General features: G+C 62.3%; 24 protein-coding genes. 10 read left to right on the top strand and 14 right to left on the bottom strand.

Features of this window, described 5'->3' with window-relative positions:
* Positions 1 to 79: 79 nt before the first annotated feature.
* The 4 genes from ACFMO5_RS08415 to ACFMO5_RS08400 all read right to left on the bottom strand — a co-directional run bounded on the left by ACFMO5_RS08415 (position 80) and on the right by ACFMO5_RS08400 (position 2,920).
* Complete coding sequence (locus ACFMO5_RS08415; RefSeq protein ID WP_376792302.1) at positions 80 to 688, bottom strand: HAD family hydrolase; 609 nt, start codon at positions 686 to 688, stop codon at positions 80 to 82.
* A gap of 115 nt (positions 689 to 803) precedes the next feature.
* Positions 804 to 1,463, bottom strand: coding sequence for a zf-HC2 domain-containing protein (locus tag ACFMO5_RS08410; RefSeq protein WP_376792301.1), 660 nt, complete (start codon positions 1,461 to 1,463; stop codon positions 804 to 806).
* 145 nt (positions 1,464 to 1,608) lie between these two features.
* On the bottom strand, positions 1,609 to 2,232 hold the full coding sequence (locus ACFMO5_RS08405; protein ID WP_376792300.1) for an RNA polymerase sigma factor: 624 nt from the start codon (positions 2,230 to 2,232) through the stop codon (positions 1,609 to 1,611).
* A 4-nt stretch (positions 2,233 to 2,236) separates the two neighbouring features.
* Positions 2,237 to 2,920, bottom strand: coding sequence for a glycosyltransferase family 2 protein (locus ACFMO5_RS08400; protein WP_376792299.1), 684 nt, complete (start codon positions 2,918 to 2,920; stop codon positions 2,237 to 2,239).
* A 230-nt stretch (positions 2,921 to 3,150) separates the two neighbouring features.
* On the opposite strand from ACFMO5_RS08400, the gene ACFMO5_RS08395 reads away from it, so the two are divergent.
* Both ACFMO5_RS08395 and ACFMO5_RS08390 read left to right on the top strand, forming a co-directional pair.
* Positions 3,151 to 4,311, top strand: coding sequence for a glycosyltransferase (locus tag ACFMO5_RS08395; RefSeq protein WP_376792298.1), 1,161 nt, complete (start codon positions 3,151 to 3,153; stop codon positions 4,309 to 4,311).
* A 3-nt stretch (positions 4,312 to 4,314) separates the two neighbouring features.
* The gene (locus ACFMO5_RS08390; RefSeq protein ID WP_376792297.1) at positions 4,315 to 6,495 is read left to right on the top strand and encodes a glycosyltransferase family 39 protein; all 2,181 of its coding nucleotides are present in this window, start codon (positions 4,315 to 4,317) and stop codon (positions 6,493 to 6,495) included.
* A 7-nt stretch (positions 6,496 to 6,502) separates the two neighbouring features.
* Here the strand turns inward: ACFMO5_RS08390 and moaA are convergent, their stop codons facing one another.
* Together moaA and ACFMO5_RS08380 are read right to left on the bottom strand one after the other, a co-directional pair.
* Positions 6,503 to 7,483, bottom strand: a complete 981-nt coding sequence (gene moaA, locus ACFMO5_RS08385) for a GTP 3',8-cyclase MoaA (protein WP_376792296.1) — start codon at positions 7,481 to 7,483, stop codon at positions 6,503 to 6,505.
* A 511-nt stretch (positions 7,484 to 7,994) separates the two neighbouring features.
* On the bottom strand, positions 7,995 to 9,233 hold the full coding sequence (locus tag ACFMO5_RS08380) for an MFS transporter (RefSeq protein WP_376792295.1): 1,239 nt from the start codon (positions 9,231 to 9,233) through the stop codon (positions 7,995 to 7,997).
* Positions 9,234 to 10,382: 1,149 nt separating this feature from the next.
* Here ACFMO5_RS08380 and secG point away from each other — a divergent pair.
* Positions 10,383 to 10,619, top strand: a complete 237-nt coding sequence (gene secG / locus ACFMO5_RS08375; RefSeq protein WP_376792294.1) for a preprotein translocase subunit SecG — start codon at positions 10,383 to 10,385, stop codon at positions 10,617 to 10,619.
* A gap of 454 nt (positions 10,620 to 11,073) precedes the next feature.
* Positions 11,074 to 12,750 carry a peptide ABC transporter substrate-binding protein gene (locus ACFMO5_RS08370; RefSeq protein WP_376792293.1) on the top strand — a complete coding sequence of 559 codons (1,677 nt, stop codon included), beginning with the start codon at positions 11,074 to 11,076 and terminating at the stop codon, positions 12,748 to 12,750.
* Between the two features lie 87 nt (positions 12,751 to 12,837).
* Here ACFMO5_RS08370 and ACFMO5_RS08365 read toward each other — a convergent pair whose 3' ends face one another.
* Positions 12,838 to 13,428, bottom strand: coding sequence for a class I SAM-dependent methyltransferase (locus ACFMO5_RS08365; RefSeq protein WP_376792292.1), 591 nt, complete (start codon positions 13,426 to 13,428; stop codon positions 12,838 to 12,840).
* 210 nt (positions 13,429 to 13,638) lie between these two features.
* Between ACFMO5_RS08365 and ACFMO5_RS08360 the strand changes: the two genes are divergently transcribed.
* The 3 genes from ACFMO5_RS08360 (at position 13,639) to ACFMO5_RS08350 (ending at position 16,992) form a co-directional block, all read left to right on the top strand.
* A complete protein-coding gene (locus ACFMO5_RS08360) occupies positions 13,639 to 14,475 on the top strand; it encodes a hypothetical protein (protein WP_376792291.1) in 837 nt (278 codons plus the stop codon).
* An 816-nt stretch (positions 14,476 to 15,291) separates the two neighbouring features.
* Entirely contained in the window at positions 15,292 to 16,161 is an 870-nt protein-coding gene (locus ACFMO5_RS08355) for a DUF5666 domain-containing protein (protein ID WP_376792290.1), read from the top strand.
* 255 nt (positions 16,162 to 16,416) lie between these two features.
* Complete coding sequence (locus ACFMO5_RS08350) at positions 16,417 to 16,992, top strand: DUF5666 domain-containing protein (protein WP_376792289.1); 576 nt, start codon at positions 16,417 to 16,419, stop codon at positions 16,990 to 16,992.
* 52 nt (positions 16,993 to 17,044) lie between these two features.
* Here the strand turns inward: ACFMO5_RS08350 and ACFMO5_RS08345 are convergent, their stop codons facing one another.
* Both ACFMO5_RS08345 and ACFMO5_RS08340 read right to left on the bottom strand, forming a co-directional pair.
* Positions 17,045 to 17,704, bottom strand: a complete 660-nt coding sequence (locus ACFMO5_RS08345; protein ID WP_376792288.1) for an MBL fold metallo-hydrolase — start codon at positions 17,702 to 17,704, stop codon at positions 17,045 to 17,047.
* A 1-nt stretch (position 17,705) separates the two neighbouring features.
* Positions 17,706 to 18,410 (bottom strand): DUF2085 domain-containing protein, encoded by a 705-nt coding sequence (locus tag ACFMO5_RS08340; RefSeq protein WP_376792303.1) that lies wholly within the window; start codon positions 18,408 to 18,410, stop codon positions 17,706 to 17,708.
* Between the two features lie 476 nt (positions 18,411 to 18,886).
* Between ACFMO5_RS08340 and ACFMO5_RS08335 the strand changes: the two genes are divergently transcribed.
* Positions 18,887 to 20,272, top strand: coding sequence for a PLP-dependent cysteine synthase family protein (locus ACFMO5_RS08335; RefSeq protein WP_376792287.1), 1,386 nt, complete (start codon positions 18,887 to 18,889; stop codon positions 20,270 to 20,272).
* A 13-nt stretch (positions 20,273 to 20,285) separates the two neighbouring features.
* The gene (locus ACFMO5_RS08330) at positions 20,286 to 20,969 is read left to right on the top strand and encodes an HAD family hydrolase (protein WP_376792286.1); all 684 of its coding nucleotides are present in this window, start codon (positions 20,286 to 20,288) and stop codon (positions 20,967 to 20,969) included.
* A gap of 112 nt (positions 20,970 to 21,081) precedes the next feature.
* On the opposite strand, the gene ACFMO5_RS08325 is transcribed toward ACFMO5_RS08330, so the two are convergent.
* From ACFMO5_RS08325 to ACFMO5_RS08315, 3 genes are all read right to left on the bottom strand, one after another.
* A complete protein-coding gene (locus tag ACFMO5_RS08325; RefSeq protein WP_376792285.1) occupies positions 21,082 to 22,206 on the bottom strand; it encodes a cation:proton antiporter in 1,125 nt (374 codons plus the stop codon).
* 201 nt (positions 22,207 to 22,407) lie between these two features.
* Complete coding sequence (locus tag ACFMO5_RS08320) at positions 22,408 to 22,758, bottom strand: hypothetical protein (protein WP_376792284.1); 351 nt, start codon at positions 22,756 to 22,758, stop codon at positions 22,408 to 22,410.
* A gap of 173 nt (positions 22,759 to 22,931) precedes the next feature.
* Positions 22,932 to 23,498, bottom strand: coding sequence for a phosphoribosyltransferase family protein (locus ACFMO5_RS08315; RefSeq protein ID WP_376792283.1), 567 nt, complete (start codon positions 23,496 to 23,498; stop codon positions 22,932 to 22,934).
* A 216-nt stretch (positions 23,499 to 23,714) separates the two neighbouring features.
* Between ACFMO5_RS08315 and ACFMO5_RS08310 the strand changes: the two genes are divergently transcribed.
* Positions 23,715 to 24,701, top strand: coding sequence for a sugar phosphate nucleotidyltransferase (locus ACFMO5_RS08310; RefSeq protein ID WP_376792282.1), 987 nt, complete (start codon positions 23,715 to 23,717; stop codon positions 24,699 to 24,701).
* Between the two features lie 408 nt (positions 24,702 to 25,109).
* On the opposite strand, the gene ACFMO5_RS08305 is transcribed toward ACFMO5_RS08310, so the two are convergent.
* Both ACFMO5_RS08305 and hpt read right to left on the bottom strand, forming a co-directional pair.
* Positions 25,110 to 26,243: a thermonuclease family protein gene (locus tag ACFMO5_RS08305; protein ID WP_376792281.1), complete on the bottom strand. Its 1,134-nt coding sequence runs from the start codon at positions 26,241 to 26,243 to the stop codon at positions 25,110 to 25,112.
* A gap of 38 nt (positions 26,244 to 26,281) precedes the next feature.
* Entirely contained in the window at positions 26,282 to 26,887 is a 606-nt protein-coding gene (gene hpt / locus ACFMO5_RS08300) for a hypoxanthine phosphoribosyltransferase (RefSeq protein WP_376792280.1), read from the bottom strand.
* Positions 26,888 to 26,995 lie beyond the last annotated feature (108 nt).

Here is a 26,995-nt window from a genome sequence, read left to right as displayed (position 1 = left end):
GGCCGCTTCCGCGGCCCACCCCTCACAGAAAATCTCTCCTGAATGAAGCACTACAAACAAAGGTTCATCGCGAGGCGGATCATCGACGGCCGTTCAACCATTCCTCCAATCGCCCGAGCGCCTCAGATGTATCGCGGAAATGGATTCCATAAAGGCCCAGCTCCTGAGCGGCCCGCACGTTCTCTGGCAGATCGTCCACGAAGGCCGCCGCCTCGGGCTCCCACCCGAGGCGCTCCAGGGCCAGCTGGTAGATCCTCGGATCGGGCTTCAAGAGGCCCACCTCGGCGGAGATCACCACCGCCTCGAAGAGCTCCAACAGGTTTAAGCGCTTTAGGACCCCTCGCAATCCGGACCAGGCGTTGCTGATCAATCCCAGGGCGACCTGGCCCCGCCACCGGCGCAGGGCTTCCACCAGGGGTTCGTTCAGGCGATCCCCAGCGAAGAACCGTTGGCGCAGCCGTTGGATCTCTTCCACATCGTAGATCCTCAGGCGCTCCCCAATCGCCTGCCAGAACGCAGGCTCCGGGAGCTCTCCCCGCTGGGCCCGCAGGGAGAGATCGCTGGCGAAGATCAAGGCCTCTAGATCCTCGATGGTCATCCCCAGCTCTCGCGCCAGGATCTCGCGGGGCGCGGGATCCTCTGTGCGCACCAGCACCCCCCCGAAATCAACGATGATCGCCCGATGCATAGAACGCCCACCTCCAGAGAATATCTTACCGGATATCTCGCAGCAGCGACGGGGAAGAAACCGCGCGGGCCTGTCATCAGGCCTGTGAGGGCCCTCTCTTTTCATCGGAGAGAAATCACCCTGGGCGAGGGGGATGTCCGCCCCGCCATCGATCCAGAGCCAGCAATCCGATGACCCCCAGCAGTAGCAAGAGCTCCAGGACCCGCAGCGGAGGGATGGCAAAGGCCGGGGCGGATGGAGGTACAGCCTCCTCAGGCGCAGGCCCTGGAGCCGTTGCCGTGGGCGTGGCGGAAGGGACGGCCAATCCGAACATCGGAGCCGGAGTTGGAGCAGGGCTCGTCGCTTGGGATTCTAAGCCGCGCAGCGCTTTCGGTTCGGCCTCGATCCCTGGAACCCCAGCCGGCGTCATCGCTGGCCCCCGCGCCGCCGGCACCATCGCCGGTCCCATGGCCAGGATCAGATCCAAGCCCAACGCCAGGATCAGCGCCGCGGCCATCGCCCACGCCGCCCGCCGGAGCCATCCGGCCGGCTGCGGCACCCGGGCGACCTCCTCCGGCCGCAGCGTGAACGGGCGAGGGGCCCGAACCGACGGCAGGGCCCGGAGGGCCTGGACCGTCCATCGCAGCGTCTCCCATGAGCGAGCGCACGTCGCACATGCACGCAGGTGCGCCTCCACCCGCGCCCGCTCCTGGGGGTCCAGGTAGCCATCCAGGTAAAGGGAAAGGCGATCCTGAACCCATCGATGTTCATCCACCTTCAGCCGAAAGCGCAACATCCTCCTCCCCAAGAACCCCGTGTTCTCCAGTCCGACGAAAAGTCTCAGCAACGGCGGATCTCGGGCGAACTCCTCCCACAGGAAACGGACCACGTGGATCGCTGAGCGTATGCGCTCTGCCTCCTAAACCACCAGAGATCCCCCTTTAAGAAGGACGTAACCTTCCGGGCAGAAGTTCCCGATGGGCCAGCAGGAAATCACGGACCCGCATCCGGGCCCGGCTCAGGCGGGACTTGACGGTTCCCACCGGCACCTGGAGGATCTCCGCGATCTCCTCGTAGGAATACCCCTCAATGTCGGAGAGCACCAGGACCGCTCGTTGATCCTCCGGGAGGCACTGGATCGCCCGGTGGAGCAGATCCGCCAGCTCCTGGCGCTCCGCATAAAACTCCGGTCCCTCCACCGGCGGGAGGATCATCTCCGCCTCCGGGCTCTGATCCACCACGAACAGCGCCTCCAGGGAGGACTGGGGACGACGCCGTCGCCGGCGAAGCTCGTCGTAACATGCGTTGGTGACGATGCGGGTGAGCCACGCCCGGAAGGACCCTCCTCGGAACTTACGGATCCCCCGGAAGGCGGCGATCAGGGCTTCCTGCATTGCATCCGCGGCCGAATCGTGATCACCCATGATGCGATATGCGATGTGATAGAGGCGATCCTGATATCGACGGATGAGCTCGTTGAATGCCTCCAGGTCCCCGGATTGGGCCGCCGCGATCAGTTGGGCTTCTTCATGGGGAGAAGCGGACATGGCCATAGGTAAGCGCAACCCGCTAATCCACGAAGCGATACTTGATTAGTGTCCAGAGGGCCTTCAGACCATCGCGGATCGGGCGGATTTTCTTCCCCTCTTTGAACTCTCGGCCGTAGTAGGAGATGGGGACTTCGAAGATCCGGTAACCACGCTTGAGGATTTTCGCCGTGATCTCCGGTTCGAATTCAAACCCCCGGGCCCGCAACGGGATCCCCCGCACGACCTCCGCCCGGAAGACCTTATAGCCGGTTTCCATATCGCTCAGGATGGCATCGTAAAGCAGATTGGTTATCAGCGTCAGAAACTTGTTGCCAATCATATGCCAAAAGAGCATCGCTTTGCGTGGACCCAGGAAGCGGGAGCCGTAAACCACCGCCGCCCGCCCCTCCAGGATCGGGCGGATCAGCTGGGGGTAATCCCGGGGATCGTATTCCAAATCGGCATCCTGAATCAGCAAAATGTCCCCTGTGGCGTGGGCGATACCGGTCCGCACCGCCGCCCCTTTCCCCATGTTCCGCTCATGGAAGATCACCCGGATGTCTCCGTTCCGGGCTTCCTCCTGGAGGATCTCCCGAGTCCCATCGGTGGAGCCATCGTCCACTACGATGATCTCGTCCGCCAGGCCCACCGCCCGGACCTGTCTGAGAATCTCCTGGATCGTGGCCCGCTCGTTATACACCGGGATGATCACTGAGAGCCGCATAGTGCCTCGAAGGATCGAATGAATTATAAGGGAACGGATGCGCTGGTTTTTTTATACCACAACACGCGCTTTTCCTCGAACCCTTGCATCCCTGCATAGAGACAGGGAGGCACCCTTCGGGAGTTCGCCCGATTGTTGGTCGCTCTCTCACTCTATGGGACTCTCATGTTCATCGGGTGAAAGGCGATTAAAATTCATCCGGCAGACCTATCACAGGAGGCAAAGTTTCGGTGCGCCTGGCGCTGATCACGGGCGAGTATCCGCCGCTCCCCGGCGGCGTGGGCGATTACACCCGCGAGCTGGCCCGGGCCCTCCAAGCCCGGGGACACGTGGTGGCGGTGTGGACCGACCGCCGCGGTGGAGAGGATGCGGGTTCCCCCGTTCCGGTCTTCCGGGTCATCCGTCGCTGGGATGCGGCAGCCTGGTTGGCCCTGGGACGCTCCCTGCGAGCCTGGCGCCCGGATGGCGTGCTGCTCCAATATCAGGCGGCGGCCTACGGACTGGGAGGGGCGATGAACCTGTGGCCGGCGATCGCCCGCTTGTGGCTGAAAGCGACGCCGATTGTGGTCACTTTCCATGACCTGCGCGTCCCTTATTTGTTCCCCAAAGCTGGCCCGCTCCGGGAATGGAGCGTCCGCTTCCTTGCCCGAAGCGCGGATGGGGTGATCGTCACCAACCATGAGGATGAGGCCACGCTGCGCGCCGTGGGGATCCGCCCTCTCTGGCGTGTCCCCATCGGGAGCAACATCCAGCCGCCCATGGATCTTCCCAGGGCCGAGGAATCCCGACGTCGCCTGAGCTTCCCACTTGATCGCCCGCTGGTCGGCTTCTTCGGGTTCCTCCACCCATCGAAAGGTTTCGATGTGTTATTGGAGGCCGTCGCCGCGCTCATCCGTGAGGGAGTGCCCTTAGGCCTGGTGCACATCGGGGCGACGGTGGCGCCCAGCGACCCCTCTCAGAACGATTACGCGGCCCGGTGCCGCCGGCGGATCGTTGAGTTGGGATTACAGGAACATATCTGGGAAACCGGTTATCGCCCGTCGGAGGAGATCTCCCTTTCGTTCGCGGCCGTGGATCTCTGCGCATTGCCCTATCGGGATGGGGTCTCGTTCCGGCGGGGGACGCTGATGGCCGCCTTAGCCCATGGGCGAGCGGTGATCAGCACCATCCCCCGCGTGCCGATCCCAGAGCTCCGGGATGGAGAAAACATTCTGCTGGTTCCCCCGGAGGATCCAGGGGCCCTCGCGACCGCCATCCGCAACGTTCTAAGAGACCCGGCGTTGCGCTCTCGGCTCGAAACAGGTGCACGGGCGCTGGCGGAGCACTTCGCTTGGGAACGCATCGCCGCCCAAGTGGAGCAGGTCTTCGAAGCCCTGCGCCCAAGGAGGTAGAGGATGAAACGGAGGGGATGGATCGGGCTCAACCTCGCGCTCCTCGGGTTGGCTTTCGGCCTGCGTGTCTACCGACTGGGCGCGCCCAGCCTGTGGTATGACGAGGCCTTCAGCGTCCATCTAGCCCATACGCAAGTGTGGCAGCCCCTGGAAGCCCATCCGCCGCTCTTTTATCTCGCCCTCCGGCTCTGGATGGCCCTCGCCGGATCCTCCGAATTCGCCGTTCGCTTTCCCTCGGCGATGGCCGGGACGCTGACGGTGGCCCTGTTCGCCGCCACCGCCGCTCGCATCGGACGATCCCGGGTCGCTCAAGCAGTGGGGCTCGCCCTGGCCGCCACCCTCCCCTTCTGGATCTGGGAATCGCGCGAGGCCCGGATGTACGCGGCCCTTGGACTCTGGACCGCCCTGGTTCTCTTCGGGGTCGCTCGGGGCCATCCCCACCTCGTTCTCATCGCTGCTCTCGCTGGGATCTACACCCACTACGCGATGCTTTGGATGGTCCCGGGGGTCCTGCTCCTCGGGCTTCGACGGTGGCCCTCCAGGATCCCCTGGGGGGCCATCCTCCTGATCGGAGCGATCCCTGGGGCCATCCACGCCCTGTGGGTGGGGCGGACCCAGGGGGCGTTCTGGCCCGGAACCCTGGATGTCGGCCGGACGTTGTTGGAGCTCTGGCAGGCCCAGGGGCTGCAGATCCGCATGGCGGGGTTCCTCCCTCCACCGGGATCCCCTTGGAACCTCAGCGTAGCGGCCGGGGCAGTGGCGACAGGGCTTGGCCTGAGCCTGGGGGTGCGGCATCCGGCCGCACGTCGCCTGTTCCTTCTGCTCGCTCTGCTCCCTTTGGCCGTTGGCCTGGGCCTTTTATATACGAGCCCCAAGTTCCATCCCCATTATTTCATCGGGGCGACCTTGGGGTTTTGGTTGATCGTGGCCATCGGTTGGGCAGCCACCATCCACCGAATCGACAGAGCAGCCCCCATCGCCCTTCTAACATGGAGCCTCTGGGGCTTGCCCGCTTGGAGCTGGATCCTGGGCCACCCGGAGCAGACCAAGGACGATTGGCGGAGCGCGGTGCAGACGGTGGAAGCCCGTCGGGGCCCTGGGGAAGCCGTGGTGCTGGTGAGCGGCTTTGCCCTCCCTGCCTATCAGGCCTACGCCCGAACCACCGCGCCGATCCCCCTGCCCGCTGATCCGGTGGTCGATGTGCGGCACATATTGGATTACGAAGCGATCGCTCCCACCCTAAACCGGACGCTCGCGGGCACGCAGGGGGCCTGGCTGGTGCAATGGGGAGATGAGATCAACGATCCGGCCCAGGGGGTCGCCGCGGCCCTGGACTGGATCGGGGACGAGATCGAGACCCTCACGTTCGCCGGCGGGATCCGGGTTCGACATTTTCTCTGGGGGGAATTCCGACCGCTGCCGGAGGAGCCCTCTGCCCTTTTCGGCCACCCTGGCCAACCCATCGGCCCCAACTTGATTTGGCTCGGCTACGGGCTTCCGGGGGGAACCCTCCCGGCGGACCGCCCAGTTCCCGTGATCGCCGGATGGCAGACCACAGGACCCCTTCCGGCTGGATTGAGAGCGTCGCTTCGTCTGGAGCGAGAGGATGGCACCCTATGGGGTCAGTGGGATGCAGCCCTTGGGGGCGAAACGTGGGACACCTCCCGCTGGCCATGGCCGAGGGTCGTCCTGGCGCGCTATGCCGTCGAGGCGCATGTCGGTATCCCGCCGGGCCGCTATCGGCCCCGCCTCGTGGTTTACCGAGGCGACCAGGTTTGGCTGGACGCGCTGCTGAATCCGGTAAACCTGGCCCCACCCCAGACGCCCTATCACGATCCACGATGGGAAGAACCGCCGCGGGCGCGATGGCCCGGGCTGGCGCTGACCCATATCGACCTCGAGGGGACGCCTCGGGCATGCCAGCCCCTTGTCCTCGCCCTCTGGTGGCGGGTGGAAGGAGCTCCGCCCTCAACGCGATTAAGCTTTCGCATTGGAGAAGTCCGCATGACCGCACCATGGAACCCGGCTCAGCCGGAGATGGCGTGGGGGCCTGGGGAACGGTGGCGGACGCGCCACGGGCTGCCGATGCCGTGCGCGCCCGGCCGCTATCCGCTGGAGATCGCTCCCGGGGAAGAGGGGGAGCCCCCCTGGCAACCGGTGATGGTGATAGAGGTCATGCCCTAGGGGAGCCTCATCCGCCGATCTGGCTCATCACCCGGGCCATCGGCACGACACCCTCCGGGAGGCCGTGGCCCCATGGTTTGCGCCAGATGGCAGCGCGAATCAGCGCCTTAAGCTCCTCATCGCTTGCGCCGGCCCGCAGGGGTTCGCGCAGATCCACCTCGTCGTCCCGCAACAGGCACAGGCGAAGCCGGCCCTCTGCCGTCAAGCGCACTCGATTACACTGGGCGCAGAAGGGCTCGCTGACCGGGCTGATGAACCCCACAGATCCAACAGCCCCCCGGATGCGGTAGACCCGGGCCTCGCCGTCCAAGTGGCCGTCGTTGAGCGGCTCCAGCGGCCCGAACTCCCCCTCCAGGGTCTGGATCATCTCCGAGGTGGAGACGATCACCTGCTGGGCGAAGGGAGCCACATCCGCGAAGGGCATCACTTCAATGAAACGAACCTGCCAGGGGCGAGCAATGGTCAGGGCGGCGAGGTCCACAATATCTTGATCGTTGTAACCCCGCACCACCACCGCGTTCAGTTTGATCGGGGTGAGCCCGGCGGCCTCCGCGGCCAGGATCCCCTCCCACACCTCCTCCAGCCGGCCCCAGCGGGTGATGCGGCGGAATTTCTCCGGATCCAAAGTGTCGAGGCTGACGTTCACCCGTTTGAGGCCCGCGCGGGCCAGAGGCTCGGCGAGGTCTTTCAAGCGCAGGCCGTTCGTGGTCATGGAGATCTCCCGGATCCCCGGGAGGGCGGCCATGCGAGCCACTATTTCCACCAGGTTCGGACGGACAGTGGGCTCGCCGCCGGTGAGGCGGATTTTATCGAACCCCAATTCCGCGAACAGGCGGGCCAGTCGGATCAACTCATCATCGGTGAGGAGCTCTTCCCGAGGGAGGAAGACCATCTTCTCCGGCATGCAATACACGCAGCGGAGATTACAGCGATCCGTTAAGGAGATCCGCAGATAGCGGATGTGTCGTCCAAATTGATCGATCACCATCCGGGCCCCCTTCGCCAGGGTCCAAGAGCCTCCCCAGACTCCCCGTCCCAGGTCCTTCGCCCCATCCGAACAGCCTGCGCCCTGGTTCCCTCAACCGCCCTCCCTTTAAGGGGCTCTCACGGGGATGAGGTCGAAGCCGGAGTTCCTGACTTTGTTGCCATTTTACCGCGGTTGCCTGGGGCATGTCCAGAAGAGAATAAGAGATAAACACGGTGACACGGCCTTGGGCCAAGCGGGGTTTGCTAGTGCTTCATTTTGAGAATATGGGATGGTGGGGGCCAACGGCCCCACCCCCATGGATCTCCCCTCCCCGCGGCCCAAAGGGCCGTGGGGAGGGGGGAGAAAAATTTGGGGGGTCTGGGCCAAAGGCCCCCGGCCCAGACCCCCCAAACCCCAAATTTGCTCTGTTGTGAACAGAGGTCGCCCGTGGGATTTCTGTGTGGGCGGGCTGCTTATGCGGCCCGCCCCACACGGAAAATCTTCTTTAAAGGCTCATCTTTGCGACAAAGCACTAGGAAACTGGCTTTCGGAAAACCTGCTGCCCGCAAGCGACCGCCATCCGATCGCGGGGCGCGAACGCCAGGTATTGATAGAGGGTCCCCACTCCATACAACACCGCGGTCGCTAGGAGCATCGAAACCAGCCCATATTGGAGCTGGAGGAAGCCCGAGAGGGCCGCGCCGATCATCCACCCGGCCTCCCAGGTCAAGTTCAGGATCCCGCTGACGGCGGCTCGTCCGGTTGCCGGAACCTGCTCCATACAGAACTCCGTATAGAGGGGAGAGGCCATGTTCATCAATGCGCCCCGGAGCACCATGGCCAGCGCGGCCAGATGGGCTTGGTCTGTAAGCGCCATGCCGATCAGGAACCCGATGGAGAGCCCCTGGGTCAGTGCGATCGTCGCAATCCGGCCGATCCATTGGGCGATCGCTGGAGCCAGCAGGGTGGCAAACCCGGTGGCCGCCGAGGTCATGGCGAATAGAACGCCCAATGTCTGATCATCCAGCTGATAGCGCTCGTGGAAGTAAACATTCAAGAAGGGAATGCTCAACGCGGCGCCCCCGCCCAGCAACAGGTTGGGGATGGCCATGAGGGCAACGGGGCCCTCCAGGGCCGGTTTCCGCCATCCGGCCGGCTGATTCCGAGATGACGCGCGTGGGACCTCCCGGATCCCGAGCAGGGGGAGCACGGCCAGGAAGTCCAAGAGCGCGGTGAACAGGATCGGCCCAGCGTAAGTCGTGGGGCCCACTGGCCCGAAGGCCCGAAAGAGATCGGGAAGCGCCCCGCCGATCCACTCACCTAAAAACCCCGCCCAGAACAAAAGGGCGGAGGAAAGAGCGAACAGACGGGTGCGCTCCATCCCAGATGCATTCTCGGTCAGGAACGGAGCATAGACGGTAAAGAAAAGGTTGTATCCGGCCCCGATGAGGCCGACCCCAAGGCCCACCCCCAGCGGGGAGATCCCCAAACCGACCCCGACCGTCCCGATCGCCATCAGGAGACCTCCGATGATCAACATCGGTCGACGGCCAACGCGATCCGCCCACCATCCGGCCGGCAGACCGATCCCCAGAGCGATGGCGGAAGGCAGGGCGTTCAGCATGCCCATGAGCCCCCGAGAATATCCCAGGTCCAGGAGATGCAAATTCAGCCAGAGCCCGTAGATGGCGCTGCTCAACCCGTGCAGCGCCAAAGCGATGAGGAAGAGCCGGACATTCCGCGTGTAGGAAGATCGTTGCCATGTCCGCATCGCTCTCCTCCCTTTCAGGATTCCCAGCAGGACTGGCGCTGTTGAGAGCCGCATGGGCAGAGCGAAAGGGCTATGCCCCCGCTCCCCCTCCCCACGATCCCTGGACCGTGGGGAAGCGAGGAGGGAACATCGTTTGGGGGGCTGGGGAGAGTGCCGAGGACCGCCCGTCCAGCCTCCCCACAGCCCTCCAGCATCGTGACGCTCCCTAATCGCTTGGAGGGAAGCGGAGTTGCTGGAAGTGACCTTTTCCCCGAAAGACCCCTACCGGATCGAACGAACCGGTTATCCGGAGTCCAGGGCCTCGGGTCATTCCATCAGGTGGAGTCTTCGCGAGCCCCGTATGGCAATGCAAAAGGACGGCCGGAGGGAACATCATGCGAGAAGCCAAACCCAAGGCCCTTTCATCGGTTTCCGCATGCCTTCCCTCCCCACAGCCCTCAGGCCGTGGGGGAGGACCCTTCGGCCGCTTCTCACGGTCTTGGAACCGCGCTACTCCTCACTTGGACAAGGCGAGGCCCACTCAGGCGGGGAAGCGGCAATCAGGGGCACAACCTACCCGGACGCGGCAGCTGGCGCGTGATCCCACGCGTCTCCCTTCGGCAGCGATCCTTAAGAGGCCACCCATGATCTTATGGGGCCGGCGTAAGAATTGCGTAAGCAAGCTTGTTTCCCTTCGTTGTGAAAAGGGCCAAAGATTGGGATATAATTTATTTAATGCCCATTTTCCATGCTTTGGATTTGCCTTGTTGCGAAGATGGAATTTTCTGTGAGAGGCAGGATATGTAAGTGTCTCATCCCTTGCAGAAAATTCCACGAATCGAACGCTCGCCGCTACGAGTTGGGAGACTACCTCTGTCGTTTGCAGCGACCCACAGGGTCGCCGGGATGAGAAGCTACTTTGTGGGGTTAGGAATAGTGTCGCTCGGAGCCCACGAGAGAAAATGGATTACCCTAAACCCCGAGGGAAACCCCATAGGGGGTTAAGCTGGGGCGCCCAAGGCCCATGGCGCCGCCCCCAATCACCGGAGGGGAGGGCCGCTGAACTCCCCTCGAGGCCGACGGCGTGAGCCCCGCCTGTTCGGTGGGAGAAGCACCCGGATAGCCCCTTGGGTTATCATGAACAGGAACCCTGATTCGGAGGAAAGGAGCGTGATCACTGCCCTGAATATCGCACAGATCTTGCTAGCGATCGCGTTGATCGCCATCATTCTGCTTCAAGCTGGATCTTCCCAGCTGGGAGGGGTCTTTGGGTTAGGAGATGTGGGGGTGCCCCGAAAGCGTCGAGGGCTGGAGCGCACCGTCTTTAACCTCACGATCTTCCTAGCGGTCCTCTTCCTACTCCTGGCCGTGGCGAATGTGATCGTGACTGGGACCCCCATCGGTTAACCGTCTCTTTACTTCGTGGGGAATTTTGGGGGCGGGGGAGTCCGGCTCCAGCATCCTCTCCGCCCCCGCAAGGGTTTTCCCCCTCCTGCGGGATGGCAGAGCTTTTCAATGTTCTAACGTTGGCAAGATACTGCTTTCAATTTGGGGTTTTCGGGGGCCTTCGGCCCCCGGCCCAGCCCCCGAAAAAGGGGAGGGGCCACCCCTTTCCTCACGGTTATGCCGTCTTTGTTAGAACTTTGAAAAGCCGTGGCGGGATGGTTGATCTTCCATGGGGACGATCTTTTGCTGGGCTAGGGGCAGACACAAGGCCTGCCCTTCCACACCCTTTCCGTGTCACAGGGGCCACCCCGCAAGGGGTAGGGCACCCCTTGCGGGGATCCCAGGGGTTAGGTTGTCTGCATCCACAAGACCCTTTGTTCATCTCATTCAACACAGAGCGTGAAGAGATCGAACGATGGTTACTCGTCCACGTTATCCTACTTTGGCTTGTGGGTTGTATCTCCCGTTAATCCTTGTGCTCCTCACAGCGCTCAGCCTGGGGGTATTGATGATCTCCCTGGCCTTGCGGGCGGGCGTGGAAACTGTCCCGGCCCGAGGGGGGCGCTATGTGGAAGCGATCATCGGTCCGATCGCCACCTTGAATCCGCTCCAGATCCAGCTGGGAGATCCAGAAGCCGATATCACCCGCTTGATCTTTAACGCCCTGGTCCGGTTCGACGAGCGGGGATTGCCCGTGGGGGATCTCGCCCAACGCTGGGAGGTTTCCGAGGATGGATTGCGATATACGTTCTATCTACGCCCGAACGTCCGCTGGCACGATGGAGCCCCGCTGACAGCGGACGATGTTCTGTTCGCTGTGCGTCTGTTGCAGTCGCCGGAGATCCCGGGCCCTCCTGAGCGCGCGCGCCTTTGGCAATCCATCGAGGTCGTTCCGGTGAACAGCTTGACCGTGCAGTTCCGGCTGCCGGAGCCGTTAGCGCTCTTTCCTGATCTCCTGACCTTCGGGATCCTGCCTGCCCATCTCCTGCGCGATGTCCCGCCAGCTCAGCTGAGCACGCACCCATTCGCCCTGAATCCGATCGGTACCGGCCCCTATCGGGTGATTGGCGTGCATGTTGAGGAGGGGCGGATCCAACGGGTCGTCCTTTCCGCGAACCCTTCATATTTCCGAGGGCCGCCGTTGCTGGAGCGAGTGGAGTTCCGTATTTTCCCGGATACTCGAACGGCCCTTCTGGCCTATCGCGCAGGGGAGGTCCAGGGGATCGCCCGCATCTCTCCCTTAGATCTCGATCAGATCCGCGCCCTTCCTTCCCTGAACTTATTCTCGGCGCTGCTTTCCAGCTATCAGGCGATCCTGTTGAATCATGCCTCGCCGCTGTTCCGCGATCGGGAAGTGCGGGAGGCCCTCTGGCTTGCCTTAGATCGGCAGCGCTTGATCGATCAGTTCCTATCCGGCCAAGGTGTGATCGCTGACAGTCCGATTCCGCCCGGAAACTGGGCGCATCACCCGCAGCTTCGAGCGATCCCGTACGATCCAGAGAAAGCCCGAGCCCTGCTGGAGGCGCGGGGTTGGGTGATCCCTGAAGGCGGAACAGTGCGCCAGAAAGGCGATCTGACATTGCGGTTCCGGCTGGCCGCGAGTGCTGATGGGTTCCATGAGCTGATCGCTCAGGAAATCGCGCGGCAGTGGCGGGCGATTGGAGTCGCGGTGGACGTGGAACCCATCCCAGGGGATCTGGTCGAGCAGGTCCTGGCCCCCCATCGCTTCGACGCCGCGCTGGTTGAGCTGATGGTGCCGGGGGATCCTGATCCCTATCCCTTCTGGCATGAGACCCAGGCGGATTCCGGGCAAAACTACGGTGGGTTCCGGGATCGGGACATCAGCGAGGTCATCGAGGAAGCCCGTCGGACCATGGACATCGTTCGCCGTCGGGAGCTTTATTGGCGCTTTCAGGAGCTGTTCCAGGAGAAAGTCCCGGCGATCTTGTTGTTCTACCCGGTTTACACCTTTGCCGTGGATGAGCGGATCTCCGGGATCCAGGTGGGAGGGCTATTCTATTCGCCGGCAGACCGCTTCGACGGGATCGGGGAGTGGTATACCCTGGTTCGCCGCCGGATCATTGTGCGATAGCGCGGAGACCGGGGGGAGGGACACCCCTTGTGGGCGCCCATGGCCGGCGTAGCCCGTTGAGCCGATGGACCGGGCCATGATACGTACTTAACCTTCGGGCCGGCGCTCCGCCTTATGACCGACGACCCAGAGCTGGAAGAATCGGGGGTCTGTGTACTGGCGCACCTGCAGACCGGCGGACCTCATAACCTCCTGGATGCTCTCTCCCGGCAAGAACCGGCTGCGCAGCCTAAGCAGCCGCTCCATCCAAGCGATCGCCTTCACCAGCCAGCGCGTGATATCCGGCTCTTCAATGACCAGCCTCCCCCCCGGTCGGAGCACCCGCGCCGCCTCCCGGATCGCCGTCTCAGCATCAATGAAATGATGCAGGGCATCGACGATCAAGATCCGGTCGAAGGTGGAATCGGCGAAAGGGAGGCGCTCCGCCAAGGCCTGAACGAGAAGCAGTTCCGGCGAGCGCCGGGCCACCTGAAGCATCCCCCACGCAGCGTCCACCACAACCGTCGCCCGGACCTGGCGCCATAAGGCGCGGGCCACCCGTCCGGTTCCCCCGCCGAGATCCAGCAGCCGCCCATCCGCTGGAAGCCCCAGGTGTTCCGAAAGCGGTCCGAGATCCACAAAGCGGAACAAGCGGTCATACCACGGGGCGAGCTTTTCAAAGAGCCAGTTCGAGGCCATTGGTTCCCCTACCTCCAAGGTGAACGCATCGGCACTGAAAGCGCCTACTACTGCTTTTTCGCCTTGGGGGTCCGGTGGGGGATCTCTCCACTCTTCCCCCGCCGAAAGCCCCCAAATGGATTGGCGCGCCTGGTATCTATGATGCTATCGTATCGGATGAAAGCCACGGTGTCCACAATCGCCAACCTCCTACAGGGAGCACGGTTCCCCATGGAGCTCGCGGATTGGCAGGAGGCGCTCAAAGCTTATCGAGAGGACCGAAGCTCAGGCGCGATGGCCTTGGCCCATCAAGCAGCCGCCCTCGTGGAGCGGTGGGCTCAGAGCTATCCGGAGGGGCAGCTGACGAGTTTCCTGATGGAGCTGGATGGGTTGCTTCAGGCTCTACGGGAAGCGCATCCGGACATGGCGCCGTTGCTCCATCTGATCGAGGCAGCCCGCCAGGCGGTGCAGGGAGCCTCCGCGGTCCCAGCTGCCCGAGCGGCGTTGGTCGCCGCCATCCAGACCTTCCAGCGCCGCCTCGAAACCCACGAGCGTGCAGCCGCCCGGCACGCCGCCTCATTGCTCCGCTCGGCACGGGTGATCATGATCCACTCGCGGAGCGGTATGGTCGCCCGAACCCTCGCCCTTGCGGCCCAGAGGGGCCGATGGCTTCAGGTGATCTGTCCGATCGCGGAGCCCGGCGGGGAGGGCCATCAGATGTCCGAAGAGGTGGCGGCGATGGGACACACCGCCGTCCTCCTCCCCGATTTCGCGGCAGCGCATTGGATCCCCCGCGTGGACCTGGTCTTGGTTGGGGCGGACGCCTGGGAGGAGGAGGGGATCGTGAACAAAATCGGAACCCTGACCCTGGCGGTCATGGCCCGGGCGTTTCAGCGCCCGTTCTTTGTGGTGGCCACCTCGGAGAAACAATGGCCTCCCTGGGCCGGTCCCCACCCAACCCGTCAGGAACCCCCATCGCTTCCCGGCAGCGAGATCCCGTGGTTCGAATTCGTCCCACGCTCCTACATCACCGGCCTGATCTTAGAAGATGGGTTACGTCTGACATAGACAGCAAGCCTTCCCCACATCGCAACCCAGGACTAAAGTCCTAAAAGCGAGCTTGATCAAAGCCACTACAATTTTCAAAAGCTATGCCGTGAATCTCCTCGTAAGGTTCTAAGGGTGGGGCTGGGCGCTGAAAGTGCCCGGCCCCGCCCCTGAAACCGTTCTCAATTCCAATCATTGAACACCTCAGCGCCGGGACGAAGCGTTCAGCCCTTGAGGCGGAATTCAATCCATCGCACAAGGGGCAAGCATGGGATGCTATCAAAGAGAAAAAGGGCAGGGTCTGGTGGAATATGCCCTATTGCTTTTGCTCATCGCCCTGATCGTCCTGATCGCCCTTACGGTATTCGGGCAGACAGTCTCCGGTTTATATTCCCAGGTAGTGTCCAGTTGGCCATAAGCCTGGCAGTACGTCCTGTGGGATCCGGGCTCCTTCGATCTATAAATGATCCTCTTCACCCCCCGACCTCTTCGCATCGACTGAAGTCAGCCTCCATGGACCTTTGGCTAGCGGTTGGCCGATGCCGACCGGATACTGTGTCCGTGTAGACGGACGCCCGGCATACAGCGCCTCGGAAGGCCGATTTCCCATCGGCGCTTGAAGTCCTCTGGGCCTTCAATTGACCTGCACCGAGAATCCTGCGGGGCGCTCGCCCCGTCGTGTCTCCCTCGCTCAGCATATTCCCCCATGATCGGCCCCGGCGTTTTGGAGACGCGCATAACTCGGGGCCCTCAAGCCCGTTATCCATGATAGGAGCTGGTTCGCAGAGAGGCTCCCAAACCCTGCACTGGTCCAAATGGTCGAAAAGGAGGCGTGCGATGCGTCGGATCGGTTTCTGGCTTCTGCTGCTCAGCGGAATGTTCTTCGCTGTGGGGACCGCATGGGCCCAGGAGCCCTCGCCCACTCCGACACCCCAACCCGGGCGCCCCGTCCTGGCGCGAGGAACAATCACCGCGATCGCCACGGAGTCGTTAACGCTTCGGACAGAGCGCTGGGGCGACCTCACAGTTCAGATCCGCGAAGGGACCCGCTTTCACGTTCCTGGCTTTGTGCGGCCGGATCTAAGCGACGTGCGGGTGGGGGATCGGGCGACGGTCCACGGTCGTTGGCTGGAAGAAGGGAAATCCTTGGAGGCCCAGTGGGTCATCATCCGTGGTCCCACTCAGGTCCGCCATGGGACCATCGAGCGGATCGATGCGGCGGCGCAGAGGATGGAAGTGAAAACGCGTGTCGGTGAGACGATCTCGGTGGAGTGGACAACGCACACACGCCTGCACGTCACCGGGGTGATCTCGCCCACCTGGTCGGATTTGGGTGTGGGCTATCCGGTTACCGTGATCGGCCACTTTGTGGAGGGCACGTTCCTGGCCGGCCGCGTGGTCTCCCATCGCCCTCACCGGTTGTTCCGCGGCACGCTCCAGGGGGTGGAAGGAACCACCCTCGTGATCCAGACCCGAGATGGGGAGGTGGTCCGGCTGCTGACCGATGCGCAGACCCGCATTCGGGTGGTGGGTCATCCGAAGGCCACCCTGGCGGATCTCCAACCAGGGGATATCGTGACCGCCCGGGCGATCGGCAACCCCGATGGGAGCTGGCTGGCCCGCACTGTGATCGCTCGCTCCCCCAAAGCTCCGAAGCCAACTCCCCCTGGGATGGACCATGGCCCTCGGCCCCCTCGACGGCCATAGGCCCGGTCTCCCTGTTCGCAATGTCTTGGCCCTTTGCGTTTCGGGGATACGCGGTGGAGGAGGGTCGGCCTCTCCACCGCGCATTCCTCTCCCTACAGCACAGGGGGCTGCAGGGAGAGGAATGCCAAGACCGGCAGGAGACCTGGACGAAGCAGATCGTCCGCTTATAACGATCACGAAAGTATAGAATAGGGCGGTGGGCCTTTGAGGCATCGCCCCATATTTCGCCGCTGGAACGACATGGAGGCAACGCGCATGCGCCTTCGGAGGATCACGATCAGCTTGCTGATCGCATTGGCATCCGGGATCCTCGGATGCACCTCACCTGGGAAAGGTGCTCCTGTCCCCACTCAAGGCGAGGGGCAGCCTCTCCGCCTGCCCCAGGCGCCCTCCCCTTCCCCAGCTGTGAGGAACACTCCGTCGGAATCGATAGAAGAGGTGCTCACCCTGGAGGGCCCCATCGAGGCGGTCATCCCCGGAGGTTATCAGGTGGCGGGCCATCGCATCCAGGTCTCTTCGGAAAGCCTCTCGGAAGGCCCCCTTCCGCCCGGAATTTACGTGACCGTGATCGGTTCCCGCGCCCCCGATGGATCGATCCTCGCCGAGTCTATAGAGGTGCTGCGCCGCCCAGAGGCGGAGGGAGAATGGGAGGGGATGATCCAGGAGGTGTTTTCCGATGGATATCGGGTAGATGGACGGCGGGTGTTTGTGTTGCCTACCACGGCCGTGATCGGGGTCCCAGAGGTCGGCCTCGAGGTTTATATATCTGGCTTTGAACAGCCCGATGGCTCCATTGTGGCCGATAGCCTGATCGTCATAGAGTCCCCATGAGAAACACCTCCCTTCGCGCCTTGAACCTTAGCCCATGCCTGGCCCGATCCCCTTAAAAATCCTCCACCAGGAAGGGATTGGCCACGCGTTCCTCACCAATGGTGGTCCAGGAGCCGTGCCCGGGATAGACCCGCGTTTCATCAGGCAGGGAAAGCAATTTCTCCCGGATGCTGCGCATCAGCGTCTCATAATTCCCCCCGGGCAGATCGGTACGGCCGATGCCACGGGCGAAGAGGACATCGCCATCGAACACCGCGCCCATCTCCGGCTCGTAGAGCGAGATATGCCCCGGCGTGTGTCCGGGCGTGAACAGCACATGGAACTGCAAGGTTCCCACGCTTAAGGTCTCCCCATCCGCCAGCTCCAGATCGGGCGGCGGGCTGGGCGGCACAGGGATCGCCCACCAGTCCGCGCCCCCCTTCGCCCGCAGGAGCGGCAGATCCCCAGGGTGAAGGGCCAGCTGAGCGCCGGTGGCGGAGATCACTGCCCCGTTCGCCCCGATGTGATCCCAGTGCGCATGGGTGTTGACCACGTAACGTACTTTCAGATCCAGCGTACGAACCACTGCGAGGATCTGCTGGGCATCCCAGCCCGGATCGATGATTACCGCCTCCCGGGTTTCCGGACAGGCGACGATGTAACAATTGGTGGCCAGGGGACCTACGGTCAGAACCCGCAAAAGCGCTCGAGTCGAAGGGGCGTTGCGATGCATCCTAAACCCCCTCCTGCTCCTCTAAAATGGCTCGGATGGCCGCCTCCATATACGGCAGCGCCAGGCCTCCCAACCCGCTCCCGAAAAGCACCCCCGTGATCCATCGCATCCATGAGTTGAAGGAGCCGATGGCATCCCCCACATAGAACCACGAGGGCAGGCGTCCTCCGGTCAACAGCACGAGCCATGCGTTGTCGTAGCGAAATCCACGCTCGCCGATCCCATAAAGCAGATCGTTGATGAAATGGGAGGTCCCATCCACGGCCATCGGGAGGGCCAGGAGGATGAAAGCGCCCACAGGGAGCGGGCGCCAGCGGCGTCCATTGAATGCGTAGAACAGGGCTGTGACCCAAAGGCTGGTATACATGGAGATCATGCGATCAGACCAAGCCACTTTGTATCCGAAAGCCGGATTGCCAACAAAAGCCCGCAGCTGCAGCGGGTCCTCATACGGCCAGACCTGGCGGATCTCGCTCAGCGAATACATCGGTTTGGGCCCGAAGAGGAAAAGGGAGCGTTGGGGCAGCTGATGGCAGAAGAGACTGTAGAGATCATAAAGCCATCGCCCAGGCATCTCCCATCCGAGATGCATCAGGATCGGTGCCAGCCAGGGGAGGCCGACAAAAAGCCCATATCCGGCCAGGAAGATCCAGATCCACTGGCGTAGAAGCCACCGGCCAATACGCTCCGAGGTCGGGCGCTGCACTTCCAACAGCCGTCCTCCTAATCCGCCCCTCTGAGCCCCCATATTCATCTGAATAGCCTTATCCTGAAAAGAGCTCATTTTGAAGACTCCTGAGGCCGCCAAACCCTCGATTGGGCATTATAGGAGAAACGAGCGATGTCCGACATCTCTGGGAGGGCGCGCCTCCTAAGACGCCGAGCGATGGCCCAGGAGGGCCACCCGCCGAGGAGCACCCTTTAAGCGTCATGGCGCTTTAATTCTATCGGATCTTTGGAGTGTATGCCGCTTGTTCGGGAGGCATAGGGCGAACGCCCGGACAGTTCCCTTCCGAGAAGGGCGCTTAAGCGCTCCATCACAACCACAAGCTTGGGATCTCTCTGGGCTCTCCGACCGGCTTTCTTTTCCAACCCGAACAAGGACCACGGGCTGCGCACGGGCAGCGATTTGAATTATGATATCCATAAGCTCATACCCAAAAGCCCTGCCGGAGGTTTCCGATGCGTCTGCCTTTCTTCGGCCCCACATTCGAGGAGATGTTGGATCCATCGCATCAGCCCCCGGAAGTCCGCACCCGGGCCCTTGCGGCCCGCGAGCAGGATCCTCTTGATCCCTATAACCTCTTCAACATCACCTGGCGCGATCCAGCCGGCCGGATTTATTATGAGGTCTTGCCTCCAGCGCTCACCGGGGTGGAGGCCCCCATTGCGGTGATCTACTCCAAGGATTTCCCCACCGGCTCCCATAAGGTCGGGGCCGCTTATTCGATCCTGATGGAGAAAGTTCTCTCAGAAGGCCTACGGCCAGGGGAGCACATGCTGGTCTGGCCCTCGACCGGGAACTATGGGATCGGTGGGGCCTGGGTCGGAGGGCGGATGGGGTTTGAGGGGGTGGTGATCCTCCCCGAGGGGATGAGCCGGGAGCGCTTCGAGCGCATTGCCGCTTACGGCGCCCGAGTGATCAAAACCCCCGGCTCCGAAAGCAACGTGAAGGAAATCTACGACAAATGCAGGGAGTTGGCTGCCGCCGATCCCCGCGTGCGGATCCTGAATCAGTTCAGCGAATTCGGGAACTATCGTTTTCACTACCACGTGACCGGCAACACCATCGTCGAGCTGGCGGCGCAACTTCAGAACCAAGGGGTCGGAAACGGCCGGGTTGCCGCTTTCGTGTCGGCGATGGGCTCGGCCGGGACGATCGGCGCGGGCGATCGTCTCAAACAGCTCTGGCCGACCTGTCGGGTCGTGGGCCTGGAGCCCATCCAGTGTCCCACGCTGTATATGAACGGCTACGGGGTCCACGACATCCAGGGGATCGGGGACAAACACGTCACCTGGATCCATCACGTCATGAACATGGACGCCTTGATGTGCATTGACGATCTCTCGTGTAAGAAGGGCTTGCAACTGCTGACCGAGGAGCCCGGCTGGAAAGTGCTGGCCCGCTGGGGAGTTCCGGAGGCCCAGATCGAGCGCCTCGCTCAGATCTTCGGCATCAGCGGGATCGCCAATGTGTTGGGAGCCATCAAAACGGCGAAGTTTTACCGCTTCGGGCCGAAGGACCTCATCGTCACCGTGGCCACCGATAACATCGAACGCTATCGATCGGTGATGGCCGAGCTCACCCAGCAGTACGGGCCGATGGATGAAACCGAGGCCACGGTGCGTCTGGTCCATATCTTCCACGGCCAGGGGCTGGACTGGATCCAGGAGGGGACACAGGAGAACCGACGCCGGTGGCATAACTTGAAATACTTCACCTGGGTCGAGCAACAAGGGAAAACCGTAGAGGAGCTGGACGCCCAGCTGGATCCGGAATATTGGGAGCGAGAGCAGGCGCGCATCCCGGAGCTTGACCGGCTCTGGCGGGAGGCACGAGGATTCTAACAGGCCCCGAGAGATGGCACGGGGACGAGCGATGGATCAGGAGCCCGCGATCGCTGCCTTCTTCGATGTGGATTACACTGTCCTCTCCGTGAGCTCGGGAAGACAGTGGGTGCGCTATCTGCGTCGAAGCGGCCGCATGACTTGGTCGCTCTGGTGGACGTTCGTCTGGCTGGCGCTGCGCTACTATCTGGGGCTATTGGAATTCCCTCGAGCCAGCGCCAAGCTGACAGCAATGATCGCCGGCGCTGACGAGAAGGCTTTCCGGGAAGAGACCCGCCGCTGGTTTGAGGAATGGGTGCGGCCCTATATCGCTCCGGGGGCCGTGGAGCGGATCGCCTGGCACCGCGCCCAGGGGCATCGCCTGGCTCTGGTTTCCGCCGCCACAGAATACGTCGTGTGCCCCCTGGCGGAGGCCTTAGGAGTCCCGGATTACTTATGCACCCGCCTGGAGGTTGTGGACGGACGTCTCACCGGACGGGTGGTGGAGCCTCCCTGCTACGGCCCGGGCAAGGTTTATTGGGTGGAACGCTATGCGGCGGAGCATAGGGTGGATCTCTCCCGCAGCTATTTCTACTCCGACAGTTACACTGATCGGTATCTCCTATTGCGAGTTGGCCATCCGGTCGCCGTGAATCCAGACCCCCGCCTGAGGCGGCTAGCCCAACAACGGGGATGGCCGATCGAGCGCTTCTATTGAAGCGACGGATTGGTCTTTGCGGCTTATAGACCTTGGAGATCTTTGGGATGTTGAGGGCCGCCTTCGGCGGCCCTCAACATCCCAAGTGACCTGCCCCTGCAGCCTTTGAGCCTCAGGGCTCCGCTTTAGGCAGCAGGCGAACCAGAAGCGGCCCAACAAAGGCGCTGAGCAGCACGTAGGCAGCCACAAGAGGAGCAAAGGAAGCGGACGGCTGGGCCTGGACGACCAGGCCGGCGATCACCCCGGAGAGCTCTCCCCGAGCGACCAGCAGCGCCCCCGTTCGCCAGCGGCCCCATCGGCCCAGCCCTTGCCGTCGGGCCGCCCACCATCCGGTTATCCCCTTCGTCACCCCAGTGATCAGAGCCAGGCCCCCGGCTAGGGGCAGCACCGGCGGCAACAGCGACGGATCCAGGCGCAGGCCCAGTGTGAGGAAGAAGATAGCAGCTGAGAGATCCCGCACCGGCCCGATCAACCGCCGCGCTCGCTCTTTCACGGGGTCGGAGACCGAGAGCCCCAACAGGAACCCGCCGATCGCCGTCGGGATCTGCAGCAGATAAGCAATCCCTCCTGCCAAAAGAGCCAATCCGAAGAGGGAAAGCAAAAGAACCCCGTCGCTTTCATGATTGATTGCGCGGGTGAGAGCCTGGCCGAAACGGATGGCAAACCACAGCGCACCTGTCGCCAAAAGCACACTCAAAAGCAAGGGGCCAAGCCAAGCCCCCTCAGCACGAAATAACAATATGGCGGCAGGAGGGAGCAAAAGGGCAATCAGCACATCCTCCATGATCGATAGCGAGACAGCAATACGGGCCTCCGACCGCTCCTCCCACCCCAACTCGGCGATCAGATGGGCAAGAATCCCAGAGGAAGTGATCAGGGTCGCACCGCCCATCAGCAGGGCCAGGGGCAGCTCCCATCCCAGCCCGATCGCCAGCACGAAACCGGGAAGGAAATTCAGCAGAGCATCCACAAGAGCGTCTGGGAGATGGGTCTGGAGGGCCTCTCGTAGCTCCTGCCCGCTGTATTCCAGCCCCAGCATGAAAAGCAGGAGCAGGATTCCGATTTCGGCCGTGGTCTGGACAAAAGATTCGCTGAAACGTAATGAGGCAAGACCTCCCTCCCCGAAAGCTAGGCCGGCCATGAGCATCAAGGGAATGGGGGAGAATCCCAAACGATGGGCTGCGCGATAGAGGAGGGCAAGGCCTATAAAGATCAAACCCAGCTCGACAAAAACCATCCCGACCTCCGGAGATCCGAATGTGCCTCCGACGGCTCATAGGATGGGGGGATAAGGCCCCTGGCTTCCATAGCTTAGGAGCCCAGCTCCCTAAGCCCTGGTGAGAAAACCCACGCCTGCATGCCAGGGTGCACAACCAGCTGGGAGCGGAAAGAGTGTGCTTTCCAGCAAACGGACCTCCGGCGGTCTCCGCCCCATGCCTTATTCCGGATAAGTTGGCCCCGCACCTAACGGCCCCACCATGTTTCGAAATTCTATCCGGCTCCACCCACAGCGGACGCAGGCCACCCGGATTTCCTCTAGGTAAGGATCATGTTCGTCCGGCTGGATCACGGACCAGCGAAGGCGACCAGCACACTGAGGACAGGTTGGGGTGATCAGCCAGGAATAGATCCCCGGCGGGTTGATCCAAGCTAGAACGGTGGCCACCAGGGCCAAGATCAGGCCGATCAGAGCCGGCCCCTGCGGCCGGAGCCCGATCCAAATCCCCAGCCAGACGAGGATGAGAAAGGCGATCAACCAGCGCACATATGGATAACGGATGAGCAACATGAGTTCCTCCACCCTTGGCGCGGAATGCGAATCCCCTGGAAGATTTTGGAGACAGGCCATCCAGAACAGGACGCTTGAACGTCGGTTTGCGTCTGGCCCGCCTCATGGCGGATATTTTCACCCCACCCTCCCCGTCCCTTATAGCCCCTTGTTCGTCAATCGATTGCGTTGTCTCATCCCTTCTTCGCGTTATTGGTGAAAATGGGAAGGTGCCCCAGGGAGATGATGTGACGCCACTTGGCCCGCTCCCCCTCTGTGAACACCGCTGCCTCCGCGATCACAATCGCGCCAGCCTTATTCATCAACAGACGCATCGCTTGCAAGGTCGATCCGGTGGAGATCACATCATCCACCAGCACCACCTTGCGCCCGTGGACCAGTTCGATATCCTTCTCGTCCAGATACAGGGTCTGAGGCTGCCCGGTGGTGATCGAGAGGGTCTCCGCGCTCAGGGCCTCGCCCATATAGGGCTTGTAGCTTTTGCGCAGGATCACATAGGGCAGGCCGGTTTCAATGGAGAGCTGATAGGCCAAGGGAATCGCTTTGGCCTCAGGGGTAACGATGACCTCGGCCTCCTTTGGAATGCGCTTCGCCAGCTCCTTGGCCGCCGCCAGCACCACCTCGGTATCCCCGAGCATGTTGAAGATCGCGATCCGCACGCCGGGGGCGATCTCAAACAACGGAAGATGCCGGATCAACCCAGCGATCTCCACAGTATAGGTCTCACGCTTCGGGCTCATGGGGCCTACCTCCCGCTCAGATGCCGAAGCTATTATACCAGAGAGAACAAGATAGCAATGCTTCTTCCGGATTGGATTTGGGGGGTTTGGAGGCGAGCCCTTTCGACTTCCTCCGCAAGCTCTGAACGGGGAACCCTTCCCATACATAGCCCTTTGGGTTCCAGGTTTCTATAATGGAGGTGATGGACTCTTAAATATTGATACCCGGAGGGAGCGATGAAGGCGGTGATCCCGGTGGCCGGATTTGGAACCCGACTACGGCCCCATACCTACAGCAAGCCGAAGCCGCTGATCAACGTGGCCGGCAAGCCTTTCCTAGGCTACATCCTGGAAAAGCTGGCGGCTCTGAATCCGGAGGAGTACATCTTCATCGTGGGTTACCTGGGCGATCAGATCCAACACTATGTGGATAGCACCTATCGGCTTCCCGCCCGCTATGTCGAGCAAAAGGAGCTCCTTGGACAAGCCCACGCCCTCTGGCTGGCTCGGGATTACATCGATGGTCCGATCGTGATTATTTTCGCGGATACCCTCTTCGAAGCCGACCTGCAGAACCTTGATGCCTCGGATATGGACGGCATCGCCTTCGTAAAAGAGGTGGAAGATCCCCGGCGTTTCGGCGTGGTGGAACTGGACGCGCGGGGATATGTCTCCCGATTTGTGGAGAAGCCGACCAGCCTGGAGAACCGCCTCGCGGTGATCGGAATGTATTACATCCGCAACGGCCCCCTTTTGGTGAAGGCCTGCGAGGAACTCATGGCCCGAGGCATTCGCACGCGGGGCGAGTATTTCCTCACCGATGCTCTGAACATCTTTTTGGAATACGGCCAACGACTGCGGGTGCGGGAAGTGAACGTGTGGGTCGATTGCGGGACGCCTGAGGCGGTGCTGGAGACCAATCGGTATCTTCTTTCCCATGGTCACGACAACTCCCAAGAGGCTCGACGGGAGGGCGTGGTGATCATCCCGCCGGTCTTTGTCTCCCCCAGCGCCCACGTGCGGCACGCGGTGATCGGCCCCTATGCCACGATCGCGGACGGCTGCTTCATCGAGAACGCCATTATCCGGGATTCCATCGTGGACAGCGGAGCGCGTATTGTGAACGCTGTCCTGGAACAGTCTCTCATCGGACGTGATGCGTATGTGGGCGGACGGTTCCGGCGGTTCAATGTGGGGGATTCGTCCAGCATCGATTTCACATGAAGCTTTCGGAGTTCCACATCCGCTGTCGCTTGATCTTATGGGCACGTTCATGCGAGGCGGAAGCTATCCGCGTCCCACGGAAATCCTGTTTTTCCCTGCGCCGCCTCGGGGGTAATCACCCCTTTCAGGGGTTGATGATCTCCAAGCGTCGAAAACTTAAAGGGGCTACATGGTGAGAGGAATTGCCCCACCCTTTTCCCCTCCTCATGTGGCAAGGCCACACGGAGAGATCGGTTTCTTCCTGGGGTGCAGACCGCCTCCGGCGGCCCGCACCCCAGGAAGCACTTGGAGTGACCACCACCTCGTGGCTTGGGAAGGCACTTCTTGTACCACACATATGCTTCTGCAACGCCTGGAGAATTCGAGCCCTTGGATCGCATCCTCTAAAGCGCTTCCGTCTCCCTAGCCCTACCTTTCGCACCCGATTCCATCCCCATCCCCATCGAACCGATGGGGATCCCCATACCGGTGGTCCACCGGGAAGTTCCGATAAGGGATGTCCGCGCAATCCAAGTCCGGCGGCGGAGGCGGGATGCAAACGGTCGGATAGGCCGGATGGCAGTTCCCGCCCGATGGCGCCGCCGTCGGGGTGGGAAGGGCCACCGCCGTGGGCGTCGGGGTTGGCAGCCCCCACAGCCCCCGCCCCGCCGCCCGGGCCTCGGCCTCCGCCGCCCGGAAGGCCTCCGCGCAGGAGACATCCGGCGGGACAGTCATCGCCGCCGCATACCCCTCCCGCACCAGCGCCAGGTTCACGAAAACATCCCCCGCGATCACGTAGCGCAGCAGCCGCCCGTAGCGGTCGGTCTCCGAGACGTCCGGCACCAAAAGGAGCGTCTTCCCCGCCACCAGGCGTCGGTTCGCTGCGGCCGCCTCGGCATAGAAGGGCTGGCCCCGCTCGGGGGTGTTGATCCCGATGTAGCGGACCCGGAAGGTTTGGCCTCCGATGGCCACGTCGATGGTGTCCCCGTCGATCACCCGGACCAGTTGGGCGGAGATCACCGCGCGCCCCGGCGGCAGGCACTCCGCCCCGGGGATCGCTCGCAGGTCATCGGAGCGAATCTCCGGTGTCCAGGTGGCCGTCGGTCGGGGGATGCGGGTGGGCGTCGCGGTTGGGATCCGAGTGGGAGTGGTGGTCGAGGAAGGCGTTGGCGACGGAGCTGGCGCAGACGAAGCGGTGGATGTAGGCCCTGGGGCAAGCGTGGAGGTGGTGGTGGACATCAGGATCGGACTCTCCGTGCGGGCCAGCTGGGGCACAGAAGGCGTGTGGATAACTGTGGCCGTAGGCACCGAAGCCGAAATGGAGAGCGGGGTCGGAGATGCGCCGCGTTCGGAAAGCGAGCTCAAAACGGCCAGAGGGGCGCTACAAAGGATCAGCGGTCCAACATATAGAACGCCCAACGCGACCAGACTGGCGGTGACGAGTATGATTTTCCCTGCGCATCCCAGTCCCCGGAAAGCCCCCCACCACCAGACAGCGAAGACCCGTAGGAAGATCCCGAGCTGTCGAAACACATCTTCCGACTTGGGAGATTCCTCCTGCATTGCCGATTCCTCTTAAGTCTTTCCGGAGATGAAACGGCTCACGAAGGCCCCCTAGAGGTCTCGAGGAGCTCTATGGCCTCGGTCTTTAACACCGCAATGAAGGGGACATTCCGAAACTTCTCATCCAGGTCCAGCCCATATCCGAACACGAAGACATTGGGGATTTCGAAACCCACATAATCCAGGGGGACAGCGATTTCACGACGGGCCTTCTTATCGAGTAGCGCGCAGACTCGTAAAGTGGCCGGGTTACGGGTCCAGAGCAGCCGCAGGATATGATCTAAGGTCCGCCCGCTATCCACGATATCCTCCACGATCAGGACATGGCGACCCTCAATATTCGTTTGGAGATCCATCAGGATGCGCACCACCCCTGTGGACTGACGGGCGCCTACTCCGTAACTGGCGATCGCCATGAAATCGACCTCATGGGGAACCGTGATGTGGCGCATGAGATCCGTTAGGAACATCACCCCGCCCTTCAGCACACAAACCAGCACTAGATCTTTACCGACATAATCCCGAGAGATCTGCTCCCCCAGTTCGGCGATCCGGCGTTGCAGCACATCCGCTGGGATCAAGATCCGCTCGATCAGGTGCTCACATCCCCACCGTGGGGAGGTTTCCACAAGGGTCTCCGTCATCCAGATCCTCCATCATTTGTAGTAGTGCCCTTTAGTGCGATGATCGCTCCATTGGGTGATGGTTGTTTTTCTTCGTGGGGTGGGGGGCCCCGTAATGGCCCCCCCCCC

Source organism: Thermoflexus sp. (genome assembly GCF_042408365.1).
Classification (GTDB): domain Bacteria; phylum Chloroflexota; class Anaerolineae; order Thermoflexales; family Thermoflexaceae; genus Thermoflexus.
The sequence above is the reverse complement of the archived record's forward strand: the minus strand, read 5'-3'. Positions and strand labels throughout refer to the sequence as shown.